The 17,548-nt window shown below is 62.2% G+C and carries 20 protein-coding genes; 4 read left to right on the forward strand and 16 right to left on the reverse strand.

What is annotated here, in order from left to right; all coding sequences use genetic code 11:
* Nucleotides 1-109 precede the first annotated feature (109 nt).
* Entirely contained in the window at nt 110-523 is a 414-nt protein-coding gene (locus ABEB22_RS20225) for an ester cyclase (RefSeq protein WP_349294771.1), read from the reverse strand.
* A 120-nt stretch (nt 524-643) separates the two neighbouring features.
* On the opposite strand from ABEB22_RS20225, the gene ABEB22_RS20230 reads away from it, so the two are divergent.
* A complete protein-coding gene (locus ABEB22_RS20230; RefSeq protein ID WP_349294772.1) occupies nt 644-1,000 on the forward strand; it encodes a helix-turn-helix domain-containing protein in 357 nt (118 codons plus the stop codon).
* 43 nt (nt 1,001-1,043) lie between these two features.
* Here the strand turns inward: ABEB22_RS20230 and ABEB22_RS20235 are convergent, their stop codons facing one another.
* The 15 genes from ABEB22_RS20235 to ABEB22_RS20305 form a co-directional block, all read right to left on the reverse strand.
* On the reverse strand, nt 1,044-2,591 hold the full coding sequence (locus tag ABEB22_RS20235) for an LPD7 domain-containing protein (protein ID WP_349294773.1): 1,548 nt from the start codon (nt 2,589-2,591) through the stop codon (nt 1,044-1,046).
* The gene (locus tag ABEB22_RS20240) at nt 2,584-4,710 is read right to left on the reverse strand and encodes a type IV secretory system conjugative DNA transfer family protein (RefSeq protein WP_349294774.1); all 2,127 of its coding nucleotides are present in this window, start codon (nt 4,708-4,710) and stop codon (nt 2,584-2,586) included. The genes ABEB22_RS20235 and ABEB22_RS20240 overlap by 8 nt, the downstream gene beginning before the upstream one ends.
* Nucleotides 4,707-5,708, reverse strand: a complete 1,002-nt coding sequence (gene virB11 / locus ABEB22_RS20245) for a P-type DNA transfer ATPase VirB11 (RefSeq protein ID WP_406871227.1) — start codon at nt 5,706-5,708, stop codon at nt 4,707-4,709. The genes ABEB22_RS20240 and virB11 overlap by 4 nt, the downstream gene beginning before the upstream one ends.
* A gap of 32 nt (nt 5,709-5,740) precedes the next feature.
* Nucleotides 5,741-6,907 (reverse strand): type IV secretion system protein VirB10, encoded by a 1,167-nt coding sequence (gene virB10 / locus ABEB22_RS20250; RefSeq protein ID WP_349294825.1) that lies wholly within the window; start codon nt 6,905-6,907, stop codon nt 5,741-5,743.
* A 2-nt stretch (nt 6,908-6,909) separates the two neighbouring features.
* A complete protein-coding gene (virB9, locus tag ABEB22_RS20255; RefSeq protein ID WP_349294776.1) occupies nt 6,910-7,761 on the reverse strand; it encodes a P-type conjugative transfer protein VirB9 in 852 nt (283 codons plus the stop codon).
* Nucleotides 7,758-8,444 carry a VirB8/TrbF family protein gene (locus tag ABEB22_RS20260; RefSeq protein WP_349294777.1) on the reverse strand — a complete coding sequence of 229 codons (687 nt, stop codon included), beginning with the start codon at nt 8,442-8,444 and terminating at the stop codon, nt 7,758-7,760. The genes virB9 and ABEB22_RS20260 overlap by 4 nt, the downstream gene beginning before the upstream one ends.
* A complete protein-coding gene (locus ABEB22_RS20265; protein ID WP_349294778.1) occupies nt 8,441-8,641 on the reverse strand; it encodes a hypothetical protein in 201 nt (66 codons plus the stop codon). Before ABEB22_RS20265 ends, ABEB22_RS20260 begins: the two co-directional genes overlap by 4 nt.
* 46 nt (nt 8,642-8,687) lie before the next feature.
* Nucleotides 8,688-9,581, reverse strand: a complete 894-nt coding sequence (locus ABEB22_RS20270; RefSeq protein WP_349294779.1) for a type IV secretion system protein — start codon at nt 9,579-9,581, stop codon at nt 8,688-8,690.
* Between the two features lie 30 nt (nt 9,582-9,611).
* Nucleotides 9,612-9,875: an EexN family lipoprotein gene (locus tag ABEB22_RS20275; protein WP_349294780.1), complete on the reverse strand. Its 264-nt coding sequence runs from the start codon at nt 9,873-9,875 to the stop codon at nt 9,612-9,614.
* A 9-nt stretch (nt 9,876-9,884) separates the two neighbouring features.
* Nucleotides 9,885-10,601, reverse strand: coding sequence for a type IV secretion system protein (locus ABEB22_RS20280; protein ID WP_349294781.1), 717 nt, complete (start codon nt 10,599-10,601; stop codon nt 9,885-9,887).
* Entirely contained in the window at nt 10,598-12,952 is a 2,355-nt protein-coding gene (locus ABEB22_RS20285) for a VirB4 family type IV secretion/conjugal transfer ATPase (RefSeq protein WP_349294782.1), read from the reverse strand. Before ABEB22_RS20285 ends, ABEB22_RS20280 begins: the two co-directional genes overlap by 4 nt.
* Nucleotides 12,952-13,293, reverse strand: a complete 342-nt coding sequence (locus ABEB22_RS20290) for a type IV secretion system protein VirB3 (protein WP_349294783.1) — start codon at nt 13,291-13,293, stop codon at nt 12,952-12,954. The genes ABEB22_RS20285 and ABEB22_RS20290 overlap by 1 nt, the downstream gene beginning before the upstream one ends.
* Before the next feature lie 19 nt (nt 13,294-13,312).
* On the reverse strand, nt 13,313-13,600 hold the full coding sequence (locus ABEB22_RS20295) for a TrbC/VirB2 family protein (protein WP_066013901.1): 288 nt from the start codon (nt 13,598-13,600) through the stop codon (nt 13,313-13,315).
* 12 nt (nt 13,601-13,612) lie between these two features.
* Nucleotides 13,613-14,185, reverse strand: a complete 573-nt coding sequence (locus ABEB22_RS20300) for a lytic transglycosylase domain-containing protein (RefSeq protein ID WP_349294784.1) — start codon at nt 14,183-14,185, stop codon at nt 13,613-13,615.
* Between the two features lie 109 nt (nt 14,186-14,294).
* A complete protein-coding gene (locus ABEB22_RS20305; protein WP_349294785.1) occupies nt 14,295-14,579 on the reverse strand; it encodes a hypothetical protein in 285 nt (94 codons plus the stop codon).
* A 487-nt stretch (nt 14,580-15,066) separates the two neighbouring features.
* On the opposite strand from ABEB22_RS20305, the gene ABEB22_RS20310 reads away from it, so the two are divergent.
* The 3 genes from ABEB22_RS20310 (at nt 15,067) to ABEB22_RS20320 (ending at nt 17,447) form a co-directional block, all read left to right on the forward strand.
* Nucleotides 15,067-15,564 carry a hypothetical protein gene (locus ABEB22_RS20310; RefSeq protein WP_406871228.1) on the forward strand — a complete coding sequence of 166 codons (498 nt, stop codon included), beginning with the start codon at nt 15,067-15,069 and terminating at the stop codon, nt 15,562-15,564.
* A gap of 288 nt (nt 15,565-15,852) precedes the next feature.
* Nucleotides 15,853-17,082 (forward strand): replication initiation protein RepC, encoded by a 1,230-nt coding sequence (gene repC / locus ABEB22_RS20315; protein WP_406871229.1) that lies wholly within the window; start codon nt 15,853-15,855, stop codon nt 17,080-17,082.
* On the forward strand, nt 17,079-17,447 hold the full coding sequence (locus ABEB22_RS20320; RefSeq protein ID WP_349294788.1) for a hypothetical protein: 369 nt from the start codon (nt 17,079-17,081) through the stop codon (nt 17,445-17,447). The genes repC and ABEB22_RS20320 overlap by 4 nt, the downstream gene beginning before the upstream one ends.
* Nucleotides 17,448-17,548 lie beyond the last annotated feature (101 nt).

The raw sequence follows: 17,548 nt of genomic DNA on the forward strand, positions 1-17,548 counted from the left end.
TTGGGCCGGGGTTGACGGCGCACCTGGCAGAACTGTGTGCGCCCCGCCGCGCCGCCGCAAGCCAGCTCCGAACCCAAAGCTGCCTCCCGGACAGCCTCGGCAGGAAGTGTCAGCTCAGCTGCTGCTGCATGATCGAGAACGCGTTGTAGCAGTGGAACGCTGCGACCTTTCCGTCCTTCATCCTGAAGACGTCGCAGCAGGGGACGTCGATGACCTTTCCAGTCGCGGCGAGCGGACCCGTTGGCGTCATCAGCGTCCCGCGATGGGTGCCGCGGATGGCCAGTTCGACGACAACCGTATCCCCTGACACATCGATGCTGAAGATCTCCCGGTGGATGTCGGGGAAGGCTTCGGCCACCCCGCTGGCGACGAGCGCGATATCGGAACCGCGCAAATCCATCTGGGCCGGAACGTTTCTGGCGTAACCGTCCTGTGCGAAGCAGGACAGGAAAGCGTCAATGTCGAGGGTGGCCGCCTCGGCCGACGCATAGAGCTTCTCGATGGTGTTCTTGTGATCCGTCATCTTGGGTGCCTTTCCCGAACAGGGCATTGTGTTTTGCAATTGGCCTCGGCCATGGCATCCAAGTAGACAATCGGTTACCTGAACGGTAGAACCTACCAAAAGGTAAGGGTAAAGATTCTCATGAACCGAATGAACACACCCTGCGGTCTCGATGTGGCACTGACTGTCATTGGCGGAAAATGGAAGCCGCTGATCCTCTTTCACGTCCAGAGCGGGCCCACGCGCTTTTCCGAGATTCGGCGGCGCGTCGGCGGTATCAGTGAAAAGGTGCTGATCCAGCAACTGCGCGATCTGGTCGAGATGAAGGTTCTGCTTCGTCGCGACCATCAGTACGTCCCGCCTGTGGTCGACTATGCGTTGACGCCCTTCGGCGAGACGCTGGTCAAGGCGCTGGTCCCCTTGTGCGATTGGGGCACAGCGAACCGGAATGTGCTCAGCGCGATCATGGGGCCCCCCGGCACTGAACCTAAAGCTTAGCTCAGGCGAAAGGCAGCTTAGTCCGCATTCCTGCCTCTAGGCGCTATCTTGAGCGGCTGCCTTTGGTCTGATCTGGCATCTGACGTTCAGGAGCAGGTCTCACCTCCTTGGCGGTAGTTCCACGCACTTGGGCCTCTTGCTCCTTGGTGACGTTTGCGAGGTTCTGGACTGAGATCTGCCTCCCAGCTTTCATCCCTTGAGATAGAAGCTTGGCGGCATGGTCGCGGGCGGTCTCGCGGTCCTTTTCCGAGACACCTTCGGCCCGAAGCCGAGCGTCCATGTGGGCCAGAACGCTGGCCGGGCCTTTGGCGGCATGGTCGCCCGGTTCGTAGCGTTTGATCCGGTCTTCGAGCCGGTCGGATTTGGTGTCCTGCTCGCGCTGCTTGTCGGCCATTCGTGTTTCCTCAGTGGTTACCTGCGCCGCAGATTTGCCCGGTGCCGTGCGTTCCGGCTGTGTTTCACGCTCGATGTCCTTGGCGTCCCAGAGGCGACGGTGTCCTTCGCGTTCTACTTCCTGGCCCGTCTTCTGATCCTTGGTCTTGTAGGTCACGGGCTCGACGCCTGGAGAGAAGAAGGTCGCGTGGTCTCCGACCTTCAGGTCATGCTTTTCGAGCGCGGCAGGGAGGGTGACGCTCCAGATAAGCTCTTCCTTGCCCGCCTTGCTGATGAGCGCGACGAAGGGCACGGGGTCAGCCCCTTCGCGGTTGCGATAGGGGGCGGTGCCGATGTCGACGATCTTGCCGGAGATGCCGTCAGAGTAGCTTTGGCGCGGCGATACCTGCTGGCCTTCGCGGGCGGTGGTTTTGGCATTGATGGAAATTGGGGTACGGTCCGCCCGCTCGATGGCACGCTCCCCGATCATCTGGGACCGGCGGGTTGCTTCCTCCTGGTCCTTCTCCGTTCGGCGGTAGCCCTGGACCTTCAGGCCCTGGGCGGTGCCTTCAACCCACATCTCGCGCCGGAACTCCTCCGGCCCTTTCGCTTTCAGGCTTTGCCAGCCGCGATGCGCGGCCAGCTCGATCATGTCCATTGCGGTCCCGCGATCCGCATTTCTGGTGCTGAGCTGGTTGCCCTTGTCGACGATCGCGGGGCGGGCGTCATCATAGGAGCGGTAGAGATCCTGCTGACCCTTCGCCTTCGTGACGAGAAACCTATCGTGGTAGCTGGCGGGCAGGTCAAAGCGATCCTGATCCGGCCTGGCCTTTTGTTTCCCGCTTGGCGAGATCGAGCCCTGATCTTTGGTCTGCTTTTCCGGACTGGCTTTCTCCGCGACCCGTTCATGATAGCCGGTCCAGAAGTCCATATTGGTCTGCGTCATGCGGGAAGGGGCCGCGCCATCACGGTTGAGGTCGGTGAGGTCTTTGCGCACGCTGTCGAGCGTAGGAACGGATTTCTGGATGTCCGTCCCGATGGTGACGGTGCGGGCGACAGTGCGCGCGCTTTTTTCCGTGGCCTCGATCACGCGCGGGTGCTGGCTGGCCTCGGCATCCGCGAAGGCACGCCCTGCGGCGGCAGCCGAGGTGAAGCGCTCTTCCTTGTCGTTATGCGCGTAGGAGAGCGTGAAGCTTGTGCTCTTGTCCGTCTCAGGCATTCCGTTTCCTTTCGGCTTTCGCGGGGGCGACGTCACAGCCGAGGGCGGCGAGGATGTCCGCCGCGCCCTTGCGTGTTCCGACCTGTCCGGCCTTGTTCAGCTCCTTGATTTTCGCCTGTGCCTTCTGCCCGCTCAGGGCCAGCCGGTCGAAGGAGATGCCGCCGGGGTTGACGATCTCTTCGTCGGTCATCGGCACTTCGGCAGGTTCGCCATTGGCGACGTTCGCGGCTTGGAAGGCTTTCAGACCGGCCAGCTTGTCGAAGTTGGTCTGAAGGGTGGAGACGCTCTCGCGCAGCATCGCGTTCTCGTCTCTCAGGGAGGCCACGGCCTCCGCCAAGGCATGGCGGTCGATCTTGGGGACCACGGGCGGCGGCACCTTGGAGCGTTCGCGAAGCGCCGTTTCGGCATAGAACCTGATCTTCTTCGCCCGGATCGGTGGGTGTCCGGCGACGAAGACCAGGGCCTCGCTTTGGTCCATTTGCAGCAGCTCCTGCGGCAGCATGAGGGAGCGTTTCTGCTCGCTGTGGCTGACGGTCGTGCCTTTACGGTTGGCAAGGTATTTGGACTTGGACTCGCTGCGGGCCTCGACGCCATGCGTGCCGAGCCGTTCCGACAGGTTGCGCGCCTCCTTCACGCCCTTCGGGGTGAAGACAATGCTGATGCCGGAGTTGTCCATATAGGCATCGGCGCCGTCCTGGCCGTAGATGTCGGCCAGCTGCGCCGGGGTCTGGACGATAGTCAGCACCTTCATGCCGTAACCTGCAAAATAGCCGATGCCGCGCTTGAAGGCCGGAAGCTCCCCGACCGAGGCGAACTCGTCCATGCAGAGCAGGATCTTGTGTTTCAGGGCCGGATTATGCTCGGGCAGTTCCTGCATGTTCGCATCGACGCAGGACTGGAAGAAGAGGTTCATCAGCGGCCCGAGGCGACCGAGGTTGTTGGGCGTGATGCCGACATAGACCGTCATCCGCTTGCGGCGAAGATCGGCAAAGGCAAAATCCGAGGCAGCGGTTGCTCGGTCGAGCATCGGGTTGGCAAAGAGGCCGAGGTTGGCGGTGATCGTGGATTTCACGCTCTCAAAGGTGTTCTCGCTCTTCGAGAGGAAGTCGTTGAGGGTCGAGACGGTCTGAAGCGACAGTGGACGCCCGGAGTTTTTCCTGTCCTCGATCCGCTTCTGGAAGGTCTGGACGAAGTCCGGGGTCAGGGTGAGCTGGCGGTAGATTTCGCCCAGGGTGAAGGGCCGTTCTGGCGTCTCGGCCAGATAGCCGCCGACACCGACAAAGGCGGTCTGTGCCGCCCGGTCGAAAAACGGGTCTTTCGAGGCCACAGGAATGAACAGGTCCGCCAGCCGCTGAAGATCCTCGATCTGGTAATCGGTGCCGCGCCGGACCGTCGAGAGCGGGTTCCAGCGATGCGTGCGACCATCCGGATCGAGGGGATCGAACAGGAACACCTCCTGGCCGCCTGCCTTGCGAAAGCCTGCGGTCAGGGTCCAGTTCTCCTTCTTGATGTCCAGGACCACGGCAGAGTCCGGCCAGTTGAGGAGGTTCGGGATCACCACGCCGACGCCTTTGCCGGAGCGGGTCGGGGCATAGAGCAGAACGTGTTCGTCGCCGCCATACATCAGCAGGTTCTTGGGCGTCAGATGTCCGGCTTTCTGGATCTTGACCGCGCCGCCTTGCTCGACTGCGCGGCCCCATTTGTCGACCCGCTTGCCATAGTGTCGGGAGGGCAGGGAGCCGGTGAAGCCAGCGATGAGTCCGGCCTTCGACCTCATGCCCGCCTGCTGGATGTCGCGGGCGCGTGCGAACTCGGCGCGGCCATGCACGTCCGGTTTCGGCTGCGCCTTCAGGATGGCGGCAGCGATCACGACGGTCGGCAGCAGCCCGGCATAGCCCGAGAGCTTGATCCATTTGACCGTCTCGGGATCAGTGTATCCGGCCAGTGCTGCTTGCGGCCACAGAAGCAGGTCGCGGGGCAGGTGGAGTGGAACCTTCAGCCCCCACTGCATGACATAGGCGGCGGTGACGAGCCCCCCGGCCACGGCAAACACGACCGCGGCCGAGATCGCGGCAGCCCGCGCGGGGGTGCCAAGGCGATGCCAGTTCTGGACGATCACGCGGCACCCCCGAGCTTTCTGCGGGGATCGAAGTAGACCTCGGTGACCCTGCGCCCGGCGGCGGTCTTCTTTATCTGAACGACCACGTCGACCATCTGGTAGAGCATGTCCTTGATCTCATCGCGCTTGAGGTCGCGCCCGGCTTCGCTCTCCTTCACCAGCAGGGCCAGCTGCTCGAAGGCGAGCGTGGCGGAGTCGGCGTGGATGGTGGTGATTGACCCGCCATGCCCGGTATTGACGTTGCGCAGGTAGTAGAAGGCCGAGGCGTCGCGCAGCTCCTGCAGGAAGATGCGGTCGGGCCGCATCCGGAGCGCGCTTTCCAGCAGGTCGCGGGCCGTGACTTTGGCCTCGCCCTGACTGCCCTTGGAATAGATCATCCGCACCACGTTGGGCTGTGGAAGCTCCAGCTCGACGGTGTCCTCGATGGTGATCAGCCGCTCGCTGGTAGGGATCAGCGGGATCAGTGCCTTCGAGAAGGTCGTCTTGCCAGAGCCGGTGGAGCCCGAAACCAGGATATTCTTCTTCGCCAGAACGGCGGCGTTCAGGAAGGTCTTCCAGTCGCCGTTGCGGTGATGGTCAAGCAGGGCTTCATCCTCGCCAGACAAGGCAGTGGTGGCGTTGGTGACGCCCTCGAACATGCCCTGACCCAGAAGATCGTCGAGCGAGAACGTCCGCTGCGCCGGTTTGCGGATCGTGATGCTGACCGTGCCCGCCGGGACGGCGGGCGGCAGCACGATCTGGATGCGCTCGCCCTGCGGCAGGGAGCCGGAGAGGAGCGGTGTCGTCTCGTTGACCTTCTGCCGCGAGAACGTGCCCACGGTCGCGACGAGGCCGGCCAGGAAGGCATAGGTCAGGTCGGGCAGTTCGACACGCTCCCATGTCCCGTGGGCATATTCGACGAAGACCTCGCCGGGGCGGTTGATGCAGATTTCCAGAACGTCGTGGCGCTCTAAGAAGGGCGACAGCGGGGCCATGTGAGAGGCCAGCGCCGGGGGCACGGGCCTGTCTTGCGGCAGGATGGGCCTCTCCATCATTTCAGCCGGTAGACGCCGGAGAAATCGAGATCGCGGGCCACCATGACCGAGACCTCTTCGCCTTGGTTCTTCCGCAGGATCACGGGCACGTCGATGGTGTTTTCCAGCTCCGTCTGGGCGAGGCTGCGCGCCGCCGCGCGGGAGTTTTCATAGGAGCCATCATCGCCGTCGCCAGAGGTGGTGGCGACGATCAGGGCATCGTCGATGATCGACAGCATCATCGTGCCGCCGAAGCGGGTCCAGAACTGGGTGTCGATGTCGCCATCGAAGCCGGTCAGCCCAAGGGCATCGGCACCGGGCGAGCCTAGGTTCACGATCACGCCGTTCGGTGTCTCGGCACGGGTCCAGATCACGAAGAGACGCTGGCGGCCCCGCTGCATCCCGCCCTTGTACTCGCCAACGATGCGCGTGCCGCGATCCAGAAGGATCACCGCGCCCGTGGTCGAATAGACATCGTCGGTCACGGTGCAGCGGACCATGCCGGGGGCCGTGGAATCCATCGCCGTGTCGAGCGAACAGGGGATCGTCGTGCCCTGTGTCACGGTCAGGTTGGGATGGGTGAGAACGGTGGCCTTTTCCGATTGCCGGTCGCTGGTGACAAGCTCGGCCGCCAATCCCGTCAGCTTGCCGCCCGCGCCCTCGGCCGAGCCGCCAAAGAGATTTGCCCCGGCATCAGTGCCTGCCTGAGCCGCCGATCCGGCAAGCCCCGTCAGGTTTCCCTGATAGGCCATGACGGGCGCGCGTTTTGAGGACTCGTAGAGCTGTTCGGCCTCGCTCGGTTCCGCCGGGGCCAGCTGTTCTTCCCGGCGCACGCGCTCGATCGGGCCGACCGGCGCGTAGGGTTCGGGTTCAGCTTTTTCCGGCTGGGCTTGCTGCTCCTGTTCTTGGGGCAGTTCCGCAGGCTCGAAGTTCTGCCCGGGCCGGATCGTGGTCTGCTGGCGCTCGGTTTCTTCGGGCGGTGCAGGCTCTTCGTCGGAGGGCCATTGGAGGAAGGCCATCGTGCCAAGAAAGACAAGGCCAGCGGCTACGAGGAATTTCTTGTTCTTCTCGTTCAGCCCGGCGGATTTCGCGCTGGTGATCGAGGAGATGCCGCGCTCGCCCTCGATGCCGTTGTCCATAGGTTCGGGTGCACCGTCCTGCGGTGCTTGCTCTTCAGTCGTCATGATCACTGTCCGATGATTTCGCGCTGCACGGAGCGGCTGGTGGTGCCGGTGCCGGTGTAGCCACCAGACGAAGATCCCAGCCCCATGTTGTAGATTGCGGTGACCTGGTTCCCGAGGCGCAGGCGCATTTCGGGGGCCACGTCGTGCACGATGATCTGGTTCTTGCGGGCCGTGGTGTTCGCCATGCGCTCGGTGCCGGTGCTGTCCACGACGAAGACCGAGGGCATCCGGTTCATCCGAGAGAAGGTCAGAACCGTCATTTCGCCGTTGTCGTAGGCCTGCGATGGTTGGAGGTCATGCGATCCGGCGACCAGATAGCGCCAGTTCTTCGAGCCGGAGGTTGCCACGGATTCCGCCAGCCTTGCCTTGGCTGCTTCTTCCTGCGCCCGCGCTTTCTGGTCAGCGGCTTCGGCGCGGCGACGGTTGGCCTCGTCGGTTGGATAGGCGAACCTGATCTGGAAATAGACATCCTTGGAGTTGTTGGTGATCGCGCCGTCCCGGACGATCAGCTCGAAGGAATAGGTCCGGGTGGTGCCGTCCTCGCGCATGGTTGCGATCTGAAGATTGGTCGGCGGGTTGGCCTCGCGCGGCTTGAGATAGAGGATATTGCCGCGCGGCACGATCTCCCAGGCGACGGTATCGCCGCTGCCCACATCGATGATTTCCTCGGTCTGGGCGAAGACGACCTGCACGGAGGTCCGCAGGGTGCCGACGACACGGACCACGTCCCATTCGTTGTAGCTGACGGAGCGGACGCGGCTGTCGGAGCGTGACGGGTTCGGGATGTCTAGCGCGAGCGCTGGCGCGGCGGCGCTGAGCGCCAGACAGGTGATGAGGGCTGTGCGCAGGATCATTCCGTCACCTCCGAGTCGGCCCGATAGGTGCTGACGATGAAGCCCAAGGGGTTTATCGTGCGATCCTCAGTGCTGATCTCTGCATCGGCGTCGAAATCGAATCCGATGGTCGAGACCCAGAGGCTTTGCGTCGTCAGGTTTTCGCGTTCGTTGGTCTCGGTCTTGTAGAACCGGACCTGTGCCAGCCCGTCATTCAGGAAGGAGATCGAGCGGATCTTGATCTCGGCCTTGGTGTCGGTGCCATAGGCATATTGCGGGCTCTTGGGGTTGGAGCCGTTGTAATAGGTCGAGAAGCGCGCCTGTTCCTCGGGCGAAGACATCAGCGTCACCTCGTGGAAGATCGCTTCCCGTTCGGCATAGGTGTAGCCCTCGCGTTCACGGACATAGCGGGCGAGGAAATAGCGGGTGACGGCCTCGTCATAGGTGGTTTCGCCGTCGCTGAGCCGGGTCATGACCTCGGGCACGCCGCTGGCCTGATCGACCCGGATGACGAAGGGCACCACTTCCTTGAGCGGAGCCATGAAGCCAACAGCGGCCACGCTGGTCAGTGCCATGACGCTGGCGGCCCCGGCGATGATCCAAGCCGTCCGCTTGGAGCGTTCGGCGGCGAGGCGGCTGTCGTAATCGAAGCTGCGGGCCTCCTTCAGATAGGCGGCAAGGTCCTTGTCCTGCGATACTGTCATGCGTCGTCTCCCTCCCGCGTGTCCGCGATCCGGGGCGTGACGCCGATTTCCTTCTGCTTTTCGAGGACAGCGGCCTGATAGTCCCATTTGGTCGGGTTCAGGGGCCGGACGACCGAGCCTTTCACATCCGGCAGCGGCGTCGTCGTGGCGCAGGCCGAAATGCTGAGGACGGCCATCAGGAGGACAAGTTTCTTCATCGCGTAACCTTGGAGTCTAATCGTGGAAGAGGTGGATTTGTCCGCCTCAGCTCTGTCGTGTCGCGGAGCCACTGGCGGGGGGCGTGCTGCCTCCCTGCCGAGGTGCCGCATTTCCCAGAAGCTTTCGCTCCACGAAGCGCTGCGCGGCGCCGGTCGAGGCACCGGCCCCGGCGCTCAGCGCCGCTGCGATGGAGGGAAGCAGGAAGAAGAAGATCGTGCCGCAGGCCATTGCGACGAGGAATGCAGAGACTGCCGCCGCGCCGTCCTCGATGCTGAAGCTCGAATAGACGTCACCGATGAAGGAGGTCACCACCAGCATGAGGACGATGACCAGAAGCTTCAGCAGGGCGAAGTTCAAGGCCTGACCCAGCCAGGCAAAGAACCAGCCGCGCGTGACATCGAAGAGGGCGAAGGCGACGAAGAGCGGGCCGATCGCCGCCATGAGCGCCAGCCCGAAATGGACCAGAAGGCTGATCACGAAGGCAATCGCGGCGAAGGGCACGGCGGCGATGATCACGACGATCGACAGGAAATAGCCATAGATCGAGCCCGCGATGCCCGAGCCGTACTGATCCTGCACCTCGGCGCTGATCCGGCCCGCCATCGCCATGACGGGATCGGAGGGTAGGTCGGTCGAGCCGCCGGTCAGCGTTTCCACGAAATCGGGGATGCCGTTGAGGATCGTGTCCCCGACCCAGGACGAGTAATCGCCGGCGCTGGACACGAGGGTCCAGATGATCGCCAGTTTCACGCCGCGCAGGGTGAAATCCATCAGCGGTTCGTGGATGGAGCCACGGATGATCGCCCAGCCATAGAGAAACAGGTAGATCGTCAAGGCCGCCGTCAGCGGTGCAGTCAGCTCGGAAGAGATGGTGCTGCTGATGTCGTTCATCTTGTCGGTGAGACTGTCAGCAAAATTGTCGTAGAGCGTTTGCAGCATGGGACGGCCCTTTCCGGGAGGCGGCGATGATCAGTTGAAGGACGGGTCTCCGAAGAGACGGTCCGAACCTTCACGGTCCTTCTGCGTCTGGGCCTTCTGGGCGGATTTGCGGGCGTTCACGCAGTTAGCGTCATCCATCGCGCGGTCGGCCACCTCGCAGGTTTCCAGCATCGCGGCCCGCTCGGCGGGATTGGCGGTGAAGTAGTCGACCGTGTGGTTCTCGGCCTCTTCCTTGCAGCCCGCGAGAAACGCGGATGCCGCAAGGGTGATGATCAGGGGAAGGGAAAGGTGCATGGTATCTCCTCAGAAGCGGTCGTCGCCGTAGATGCTAGTGAAGGCCGCGCTTTCCTTGGCACGGCGCTGTGCGGCGACTTCGGTCTGTCGCTGTTCTTCGACTTTCGCCTGGGCCTGCTGGAGCATGGCGAGGCCCTGAATGCGGTTGGTGTCGTTCTGGAGCATGGCCTGTTCCACCGCGATCCGGGCGTTCAGGGCATCGACCTCCTTCTGGGTGGAGACGGAGCCGATTTTGCTGCGCAGTTGCTCTAGCCCTGCCAGCCGATCATCGGACAGCGACACGATCCGATCCCCGACAGCGGTGTCGCGGGCCGACTGGTTGCGGATGCGGTCCAGTTCGCTCTGGTAGAAATCATCGGCGTCGATATTGGCCCCCTCCAGCGCGGAGAAGTCGGCTGCGTCCTGCGCCTTGCCTGCCAGATCACCCAGGTCATCGAGATCGATGTCGAAATCGCTGGCAATCTGCATGGCATCTGGCCCGAGAAGTTCGCGGACATCGGGTGAGTTCAGGGCGCTGACGATGGAATCCATGTCCGTCAGGCCGTTGATCGAGGCATAGAGCGCCTTGGCCTGTTCCAGTTCTTCGACCATCTGGGCGATTTCCTTGACGAACTCGGCCTTGGCATTGGTGATAGCAGCCGTGTCGACCACGGGCACGCCTTGGGCATGGGCTGCGGTCGAGAGGGAGATCGCCAGCGCAGCGGCTGACACGAGAAGCCTTGTCATCGGAGGTCCTTCCTTTTCTGGAACAGGCGGGGGAGCCAGTCTTTCGGGGCCGGGTGGTCCTGCATCAGCGCGTGCATGATGGCGTTGGTGGCGGTGCGGCCCGACAGGACGGTCAGCACGTGATCGAGGCCGGATAGGTCGAGGTCGCAGACCACCGAGTTCTGTGCCTGCTTGATCAGGAAATGGCCGAGGGGCAGCTCGTCGCGGACGATCTGAAACTCGCGCTCGGACAGGCCGAACTCGTCGACCAGGTCCTTGCGGCTGGCGCGGTCGGAGCCGAAGAAGATCTGGCTCGCGCATTGTTCGATGATCGTGCGGGCAATGGGGCTGTTCACCACGTCGGAGGCCGACTGCGTCCCGGCTACGATGATGCCGTTCTGCTTGCGGATGACCTTCAGCTTGTTCTTCACGAAGTCCGAGAAGTAGGGGTCGGACAGAGCCTTCCAGAACTCGTCGATGAAGATCGCGATGCGTTGGCCGGTAATCAGGTTTTCGACCCGGCGCATGAGATACATCATGATCGGGTTGCGGATTTCCGGATCGTCGAGGAACGCCGTGATGTCGAAGCCCACCAGGTCGGCATCGAAGGCGATGGTGTCTTCGGGATTGTCGAAGACCCAGCCGAGCCGTTCGTTGCTGAGCCAGCGATCCAGCTGGTTGCCGATGTCTTCCGCGCCGCCGCCGAACCCCAGCAATTCGCGTAGGGCAGAGACGGTACGGCCAGTGCGCGGCAGGTTGGACAGGCCCGTGACGGCCATCTCGATCCGCCGGATGTCCTCGGCCGAGAAGGTGGCGCGCTCGCCGCCCAGCATGGATTTGACCAGATCGACCATGAAGGCCTGGCCGTCCGCATCAAGACCGATTGCCATGAAAGGGGCGCAGCCGGTCGGGCGACCGGGCTGGAAATCGAGATAGGAGCCGCCCGAGGCGCGGACGAAGATCTCGGCCCCGTAATCCTTATCGAAGAGCACGCGCTTGGCCCCGAATTTTTCCAGCTGCGACAGCAGGAAGGTCTGCACCACCGTCTTGCCGGAGCCGGAGGGGCCGCAGATGAAGGTGTGGCCCAGATCGCCGATATGGAAGTTGAAGTAGAAGGGGCTTCCGGCGCTGGTCTGGAGCTTGCTGACCGCATCGCCCCATTCGTTGCCGTACCGGTGGCCGGTCGGGTAATTGTGCAGCGGCGACATGGCCGTGTAGTTGCGGCTGGTCACCATCGCGACCCGCGCCCGATGCGCGTGATTGCCGGGAAGCTGCGCCCAGAATTGCGGCTCAAGCCCCATGTCTTCGCGAGCGACGACAGCCCCGGATTCCGACAAGAGATTATGCGCATCGGCGGCGCGGGCTTTCAGCTCCTTCGCGTCATCGGTCAGGACGGTCAGCGACAGGTTATGCTCGCCCATCACGAACTCGCCCGACATCAGGTCGTCGCGGGCGTCGCGCAGCCCGTCCGCCTGGGACACGGCGGGGTCATTCGCGTTGCGCAGCCGCCCTTCCTTGAGGGTCATCTGGCGCATGGCTTCGTTCTTCGCGGTGCAGCGGAAGGACTGCGTCAGGACGAAGCGGAAGGGGGCCGTCAGCAAGTTGTCGAACATGTTCGGGCGCGTGCGCGCGTGGTATTCCTTGATGCCGAACATCGCGCCATAGGTGCTGGCGGCGGCATGGCGGATTTCCAGCGCCTCCCGCCCGAAGATCACTCGGTCGGTGTAGATCGCGTTGCCGATGGTCCCGTGAACCAGCGGGACCGGCTGATACCGGCCAGAGATCAATTGCTTCAGGACACTGGCAGGCTCGGAGATCAGCAGGTCGCGGTGGTCCCGGATGATCGAAAGCTTCCGGGGCCGGAAGCGGCTGAGGCTGCGGGTCAGCTGCGTGGTCTTGTCGTCGAGATCGTCCAGAAGATCCTGGTCCACCTCGATCTGGCTGGCGCGGGCACGACGGACGCCTTTCGCCAACCGACCGCCGGGCAGGCTGCGGGGTTGCATGTAGACGGTCAGATACAGATCGTTCCGGAACAGGCGCTTTGCCTCGATCCGGCTGCGATAGCTTTCGTCGATCCAGCGGGCGAGGTCGGTGACAAATGTGCCGGACGGATAGTCGTCATCGGTGGCCCGGACCACATGGACATAGGTCATGACGGTGTCGTCGGCGATGTTGCGCAGGGCATGGCTGAGCTGGTTGTGCAGCGTGTTGATAAGCTGGATATCCGCCGTGCGGAAGGAGACGCCCTCAAGCTTCAGCATCTGGAAGGCACCCCGGTTGCGCGTGATGATCGTGTGCGCGTCCGAATGGCGGATGAAGGGAAGGTAGCGGTCCGCCGTGTTCTCCGTCTTGATCTTGCCCGTCAGGCCCATCAGTCGATCTCCTCGGTCTTGTAGCGGCGGCGCAGACGCAGGGGGGATGTCGATGATCCCCCCCAGAGGCTCCGGTTCCGGCACCGGGCATTTGTGTCCAGCCAGCGAAACAGGATTTGGAAAGCGTTCTGATCGCGCTCGACGATCAGGCGAGAGACCCCGAGCAGGGGGAGCGCAATGGGCAGGTAGAAGATCGAGTCCGCGGCGATCATCGCCAGTCCGCTAATGCCGCAGCACATGGCGAAGGCTTCAACGGGGATGCCGAAGATCATCGCCGGGCGCGTGAGGGCGAGGAACAGCACGTCCTCGTTCATCTTCACCTTTTCCATTGCATTGTTCATTCTGGGCCCTCCCTGCCGGTCAGCCGGTGATCATGCTCAGTACCTCGGAGGAGGCGTAGATCAGGACAACGCCGCCGACGGCCCATGCGGCACGGCGCAGGTCAACGAAGTTGAAGAGCCAGCCGGCGCCGATGAACATGAGTGCGATCAGGGCAATGGGCTGTTTGGCGCTTTCGAACTCGTCGAGGATGTTGTTCAGGAAGTCGGTGAAGCCTGCGGCAGCGGCGGGCTGCGCCGCTGCGGTCAGGACCGCAGCCAGAAACATCGGGGCGCCGATGCTCCGGTAGCGGGTCAAAAAGGTCTTCATGGGTGTGTCCTTCTATTGGAAAACCAAGGCGTTCGATCCGGTGGCCGCGCCGAACACGTCCCATCGTTTCGCGCTGTCCTTGTCGTCACTCAGGGAGGGCGACCGCTTTTCTTTCGAGGGGGCGGTCACGGACCCCTCTCCCAGCACGCGGGCCACATAGCCGTTGTGGAAACCACGCGTGAAAGAGCCGGTGTTGTAGGAAGAAAGTGCCTGGTGCAGGGCCTGCGTCCGGTCTGCTCCGGCATCGCGCGCCCGGTCATAACCGTCCCGCAGCACGGTTTCCGCCGCCGTCAGATTGCGGCAGGCGTCGAACACCGTGGCAGGCGTCAGCCCGAGCCAGGACAGGTTGGCACTGTTGATCTGCCCGAGGCCCATGTCGATGGACTTGCCCTCGGCGATCAGGCGGGCAGCGATCTGCGCTGCCTCTTTGGCGGAGCGCGGCGCATAGGACGCGCGATCCGGGCCGTTCACGCCGATGGCGAACGGGTTGAAGCCACTCTCGGCGGCGACGAGCTTTTCCATGATGGAGGGGGCGACACCGGGCGCGCAATTTTCAGCGACGGCCCGGAACGCGGTGGCATTCATGGGCTCAGCCTGCGCGAGGCCCTGTGAGCCGACGGTGAATGCGGAAAGGATCGAGAGGAAGGAACTGCGGAGCGATCGGAGGATCAGCCAGCGCAGAGCGCCGAGGCGATCACTCGGTGTCTTCGCCGGGTCCAGCTTTCGGGGCAGGCACCCAGACGCCTTCTGCTTCAGGGTAAATACGCATGTGGAAGCTGACCAGCGCGTCGGAGGACTTGAAGACGCGGGCTTCGCCAGTCTTTGAGGAAATGACCGGGCTGGCCGCGCCGTTCGTCTGAACTGCCCAGAGTTCCCAGTTCCATCCTTTAGGAGTGTGAACGGGGCGGTAGTCGAGCTTTCCACCCTTCTCGAGGAAGTTTTGCACTGCATCAGTCGTAATCACGCGTGGTTTCCACATTGGCTGACACCTGTCGTTGGGAATTGCTGGACAGGTGCTGGGTAGCCTTGAAACATGTCCCGCTTCAACTTTAAAGCGCTTTTTTTAAAAAAGCACTTTCTGGCGAAAAACGCTATTTGACAATAGGTGCTTGCTTTGAGAATTTGGCGCTATCTTCCGGGCCGCTGTTTAAGAGGATCATCCCACGATGGCCATATCGGGAGCAGTGTGTCGGCAGAGATATGCTGTAAGGAAAGAACGAGAGGGCGGAGCCTTGTTATTATCTGGACATGCGATGAGGCGTTGCGCTGTGACGGCTTTAACTTGTGGGGGGCTGCTTTTAGCGGCTCCGCCTACTGCGCAAGCCTATCAGGTCGACTGTGCGATACTGATCTGTCTGACTGGAGGCTGGCCCGACAATGTCGAGTGCAACGCGGCACGATCCGTTTTTATCAGCAGGATCACGCCCTGGCCGGTAGAGCCTCCCCTGCAGATCTGGAATTGTCCCTTGGGTGTGACTTACCCCGTTCCTTGGGGCAAGAGCGCGATGCCGCTCCTGCGTGATGCTGCCGGCACGTCCGGGCCTTCGGCTCCGCAATCATTTCCCGCCGTCTTGGAAGGGGTGCCGCTTGCGACGACCAAGAAGGATGAGATGCTGGCTCTGATCGCGCATTATGTCGCTGTCAACGGCGTGGCCGATGTAGACATAAGCGGGGCTGAATATGACTTCGTCCGCTCCATCCGTGTCTACAATGTTGAATTCGCGCGCCAACGTCACGCTGGCGGAGACGATGGCGACTGCCGCCAGAGCGAAAAGGTCCGCCTCGGCACCTATGGCGTGCAAGGCGATTTCCGCTGGTCCGATAGTTCGGTGACGTCACTGCCGGACGCGTTTGAAGGTCTCACCGGTTGGGGCAAGGGTTGCCCCAACCTCTACCGGAGGGCGGTGTTCATCGATTGGACCGACTACCAGGGAAACTATGGCTTCGAGCAGGTGGATTACTGATCACTGCAAGTGCCGGCATCGCTGATGCCAAGTACGACGAGGGCACAGGAACGCGGCCACGAAGGCCGTGACGAAGAGGAGCAGACGTACTTCCGAAAGTAAAACCCCCGCGAAGGCGGCAACCTTCCGCGGGGGCTGATGGACTTAGGGCCGGCAAGCCCGTCATCATCCGTAACCATGGTTTAGCCTATCAGCTTCCCAACCTTGCAGGCAAGTCGAAACGCATCTGTGCGATCTGTCGATGTTTGCCTGTCGCCGCCTCGCTTCAGACGAACGAGGAACGAATAGATGCATGTACCCCAATCTTTGCCTGTCCCACGGTGCGAGGCCGTCAAACCAACACTTCCGTGCGGCATGGAGCGCGACGGCTTCGTCGCTCTTGTCGATGCGGTTGCATCCAGCCTTGCCATCGGTGCTGCGGCGATGATGACCTTTCGTACCATGATCGCGTCGACCAGGCCGAGCGCGTTCAAGTGCGGCGTAGATGAACCCTGCTGTTACCTCAGTCAGAACGAGATCGCGCACAAACGTGGCGTCACGGCCTGTCGTATCCGGCAACACGAGGCGGCGCTTGTCCGCGCGGGGCTCATCGAGAAGCGGACAATGGCAAATGGGGCGCGGTCCGGCTTCTCCGGTTGCGGCGTCTACTTCGGCGTGGCGATCGCGCGCGTCGAAGAGTTCCTGTCTCTGCGCGACGAAATCGAGGCCGATCGCAGGGCTCATGCCCGCCTGCGAGGGCAGCGCAGCTCGCACAAGCGGCACCTGAAAGGTATTCTGTGCGAGCTGGCCGAGCGTCATGGGCTGACAGCAGCGGTCGAGCGCATCCACCAGACGTTTGCGGAGTGGCCGTCAGGCAAGGCGCTTCATCGGATGTCGCTCGTAGAGCTTCAGAACCACGAGGCTGAAGCCGAAGCGCTGACGATTTCCGCGTCTAACTTGCTGCACGAAACGCATGATCGACCGCTCGAAAACGAGCGCTTTCATATACAAGATACAACTCAAGATTCTAACGAAGTAACTTGTAACGACCCTGTCGATACACTGAGCATGGGCTTGCCCATGCGATCTACCGTTTCTGGGCCGCAGCCTAGCGGCCGCGTCCATTGCTTAGAAAGACAGGATGGGGTGGCCAGCGAGGCGCACAAGTCCAAATTCATTCAGAACCTTGGCTGTGACCGTCTGTATGGCCTGTGTTCGGAAGAAATGAAGATTTGGCTCGACATCGAGCGACAGAAGCGCGGCAGGCTGGATCTCCATTCCTTCGTGATCGCCGCGCAGAAGCGCCTGCCTGAGTTGGGCATCCACCCATCTGCCTGGGGGGAAGCCATGGACGTTCTGGAGGAGGATGCCGCGATGCTTTGTGTTCTGATTACCGATGCCAAGGTTGCCGATCCGGAGCTCACCATTTTTTCCGCAGGAGCCTATCTGCGTGGTATGGTGCGGGCGCAACGGACAGGGTCTTTGAACATCATGGGAAGCCTGATCGGACTGAACGAGCGGAAAGGGAGGCGCCGATGAAACCGCTCATCTTATCAGCTGCTATGCTGGCGATCATCACGGCACCTGGGACGGCCCAAGAGATGTGTATCGAACCTATCAGGCCAGAGGCTGCACATCTTCTCGATGCAGGGTTTTCCGGGGCCGAGGTCCGGGCGGAGTTTCGACGCTACTTCAGCGAGGTTGAGCACTACCTGAACTGCCTGAACGAAACATCCGCACAGATCAGAGACGATGCACAGGCCGCGGCTAATGATTACCAACATGTGCTGGAGACGACAGAGCCTGGCCCAACCGATCAGGACGTTGATGGGTTTTTGCCCCCAAGTGTCGATATGACGGACACTGGGAAGCTGTACTTGGATCACCGCCCGAGGACACCTTGAATAGCCCCGTGTATCGTGGACGCCTTCTTCGCTAATTTTGAGGCAAGGAGGCCATTATGAGCAGCACCAAGTTCAAAGACGATTTCAAGAGACACGCCGTC

Source organism: Thioclava sp. 'Guangxiensis' (assembly GCF_045348365.1).
GTDB lineage: Bacteria > Pseudomonadota > Alphaproteobacteria > Rhodobacterales > Rhodobacteraceae > Thioclava > Thioclava kandeliae.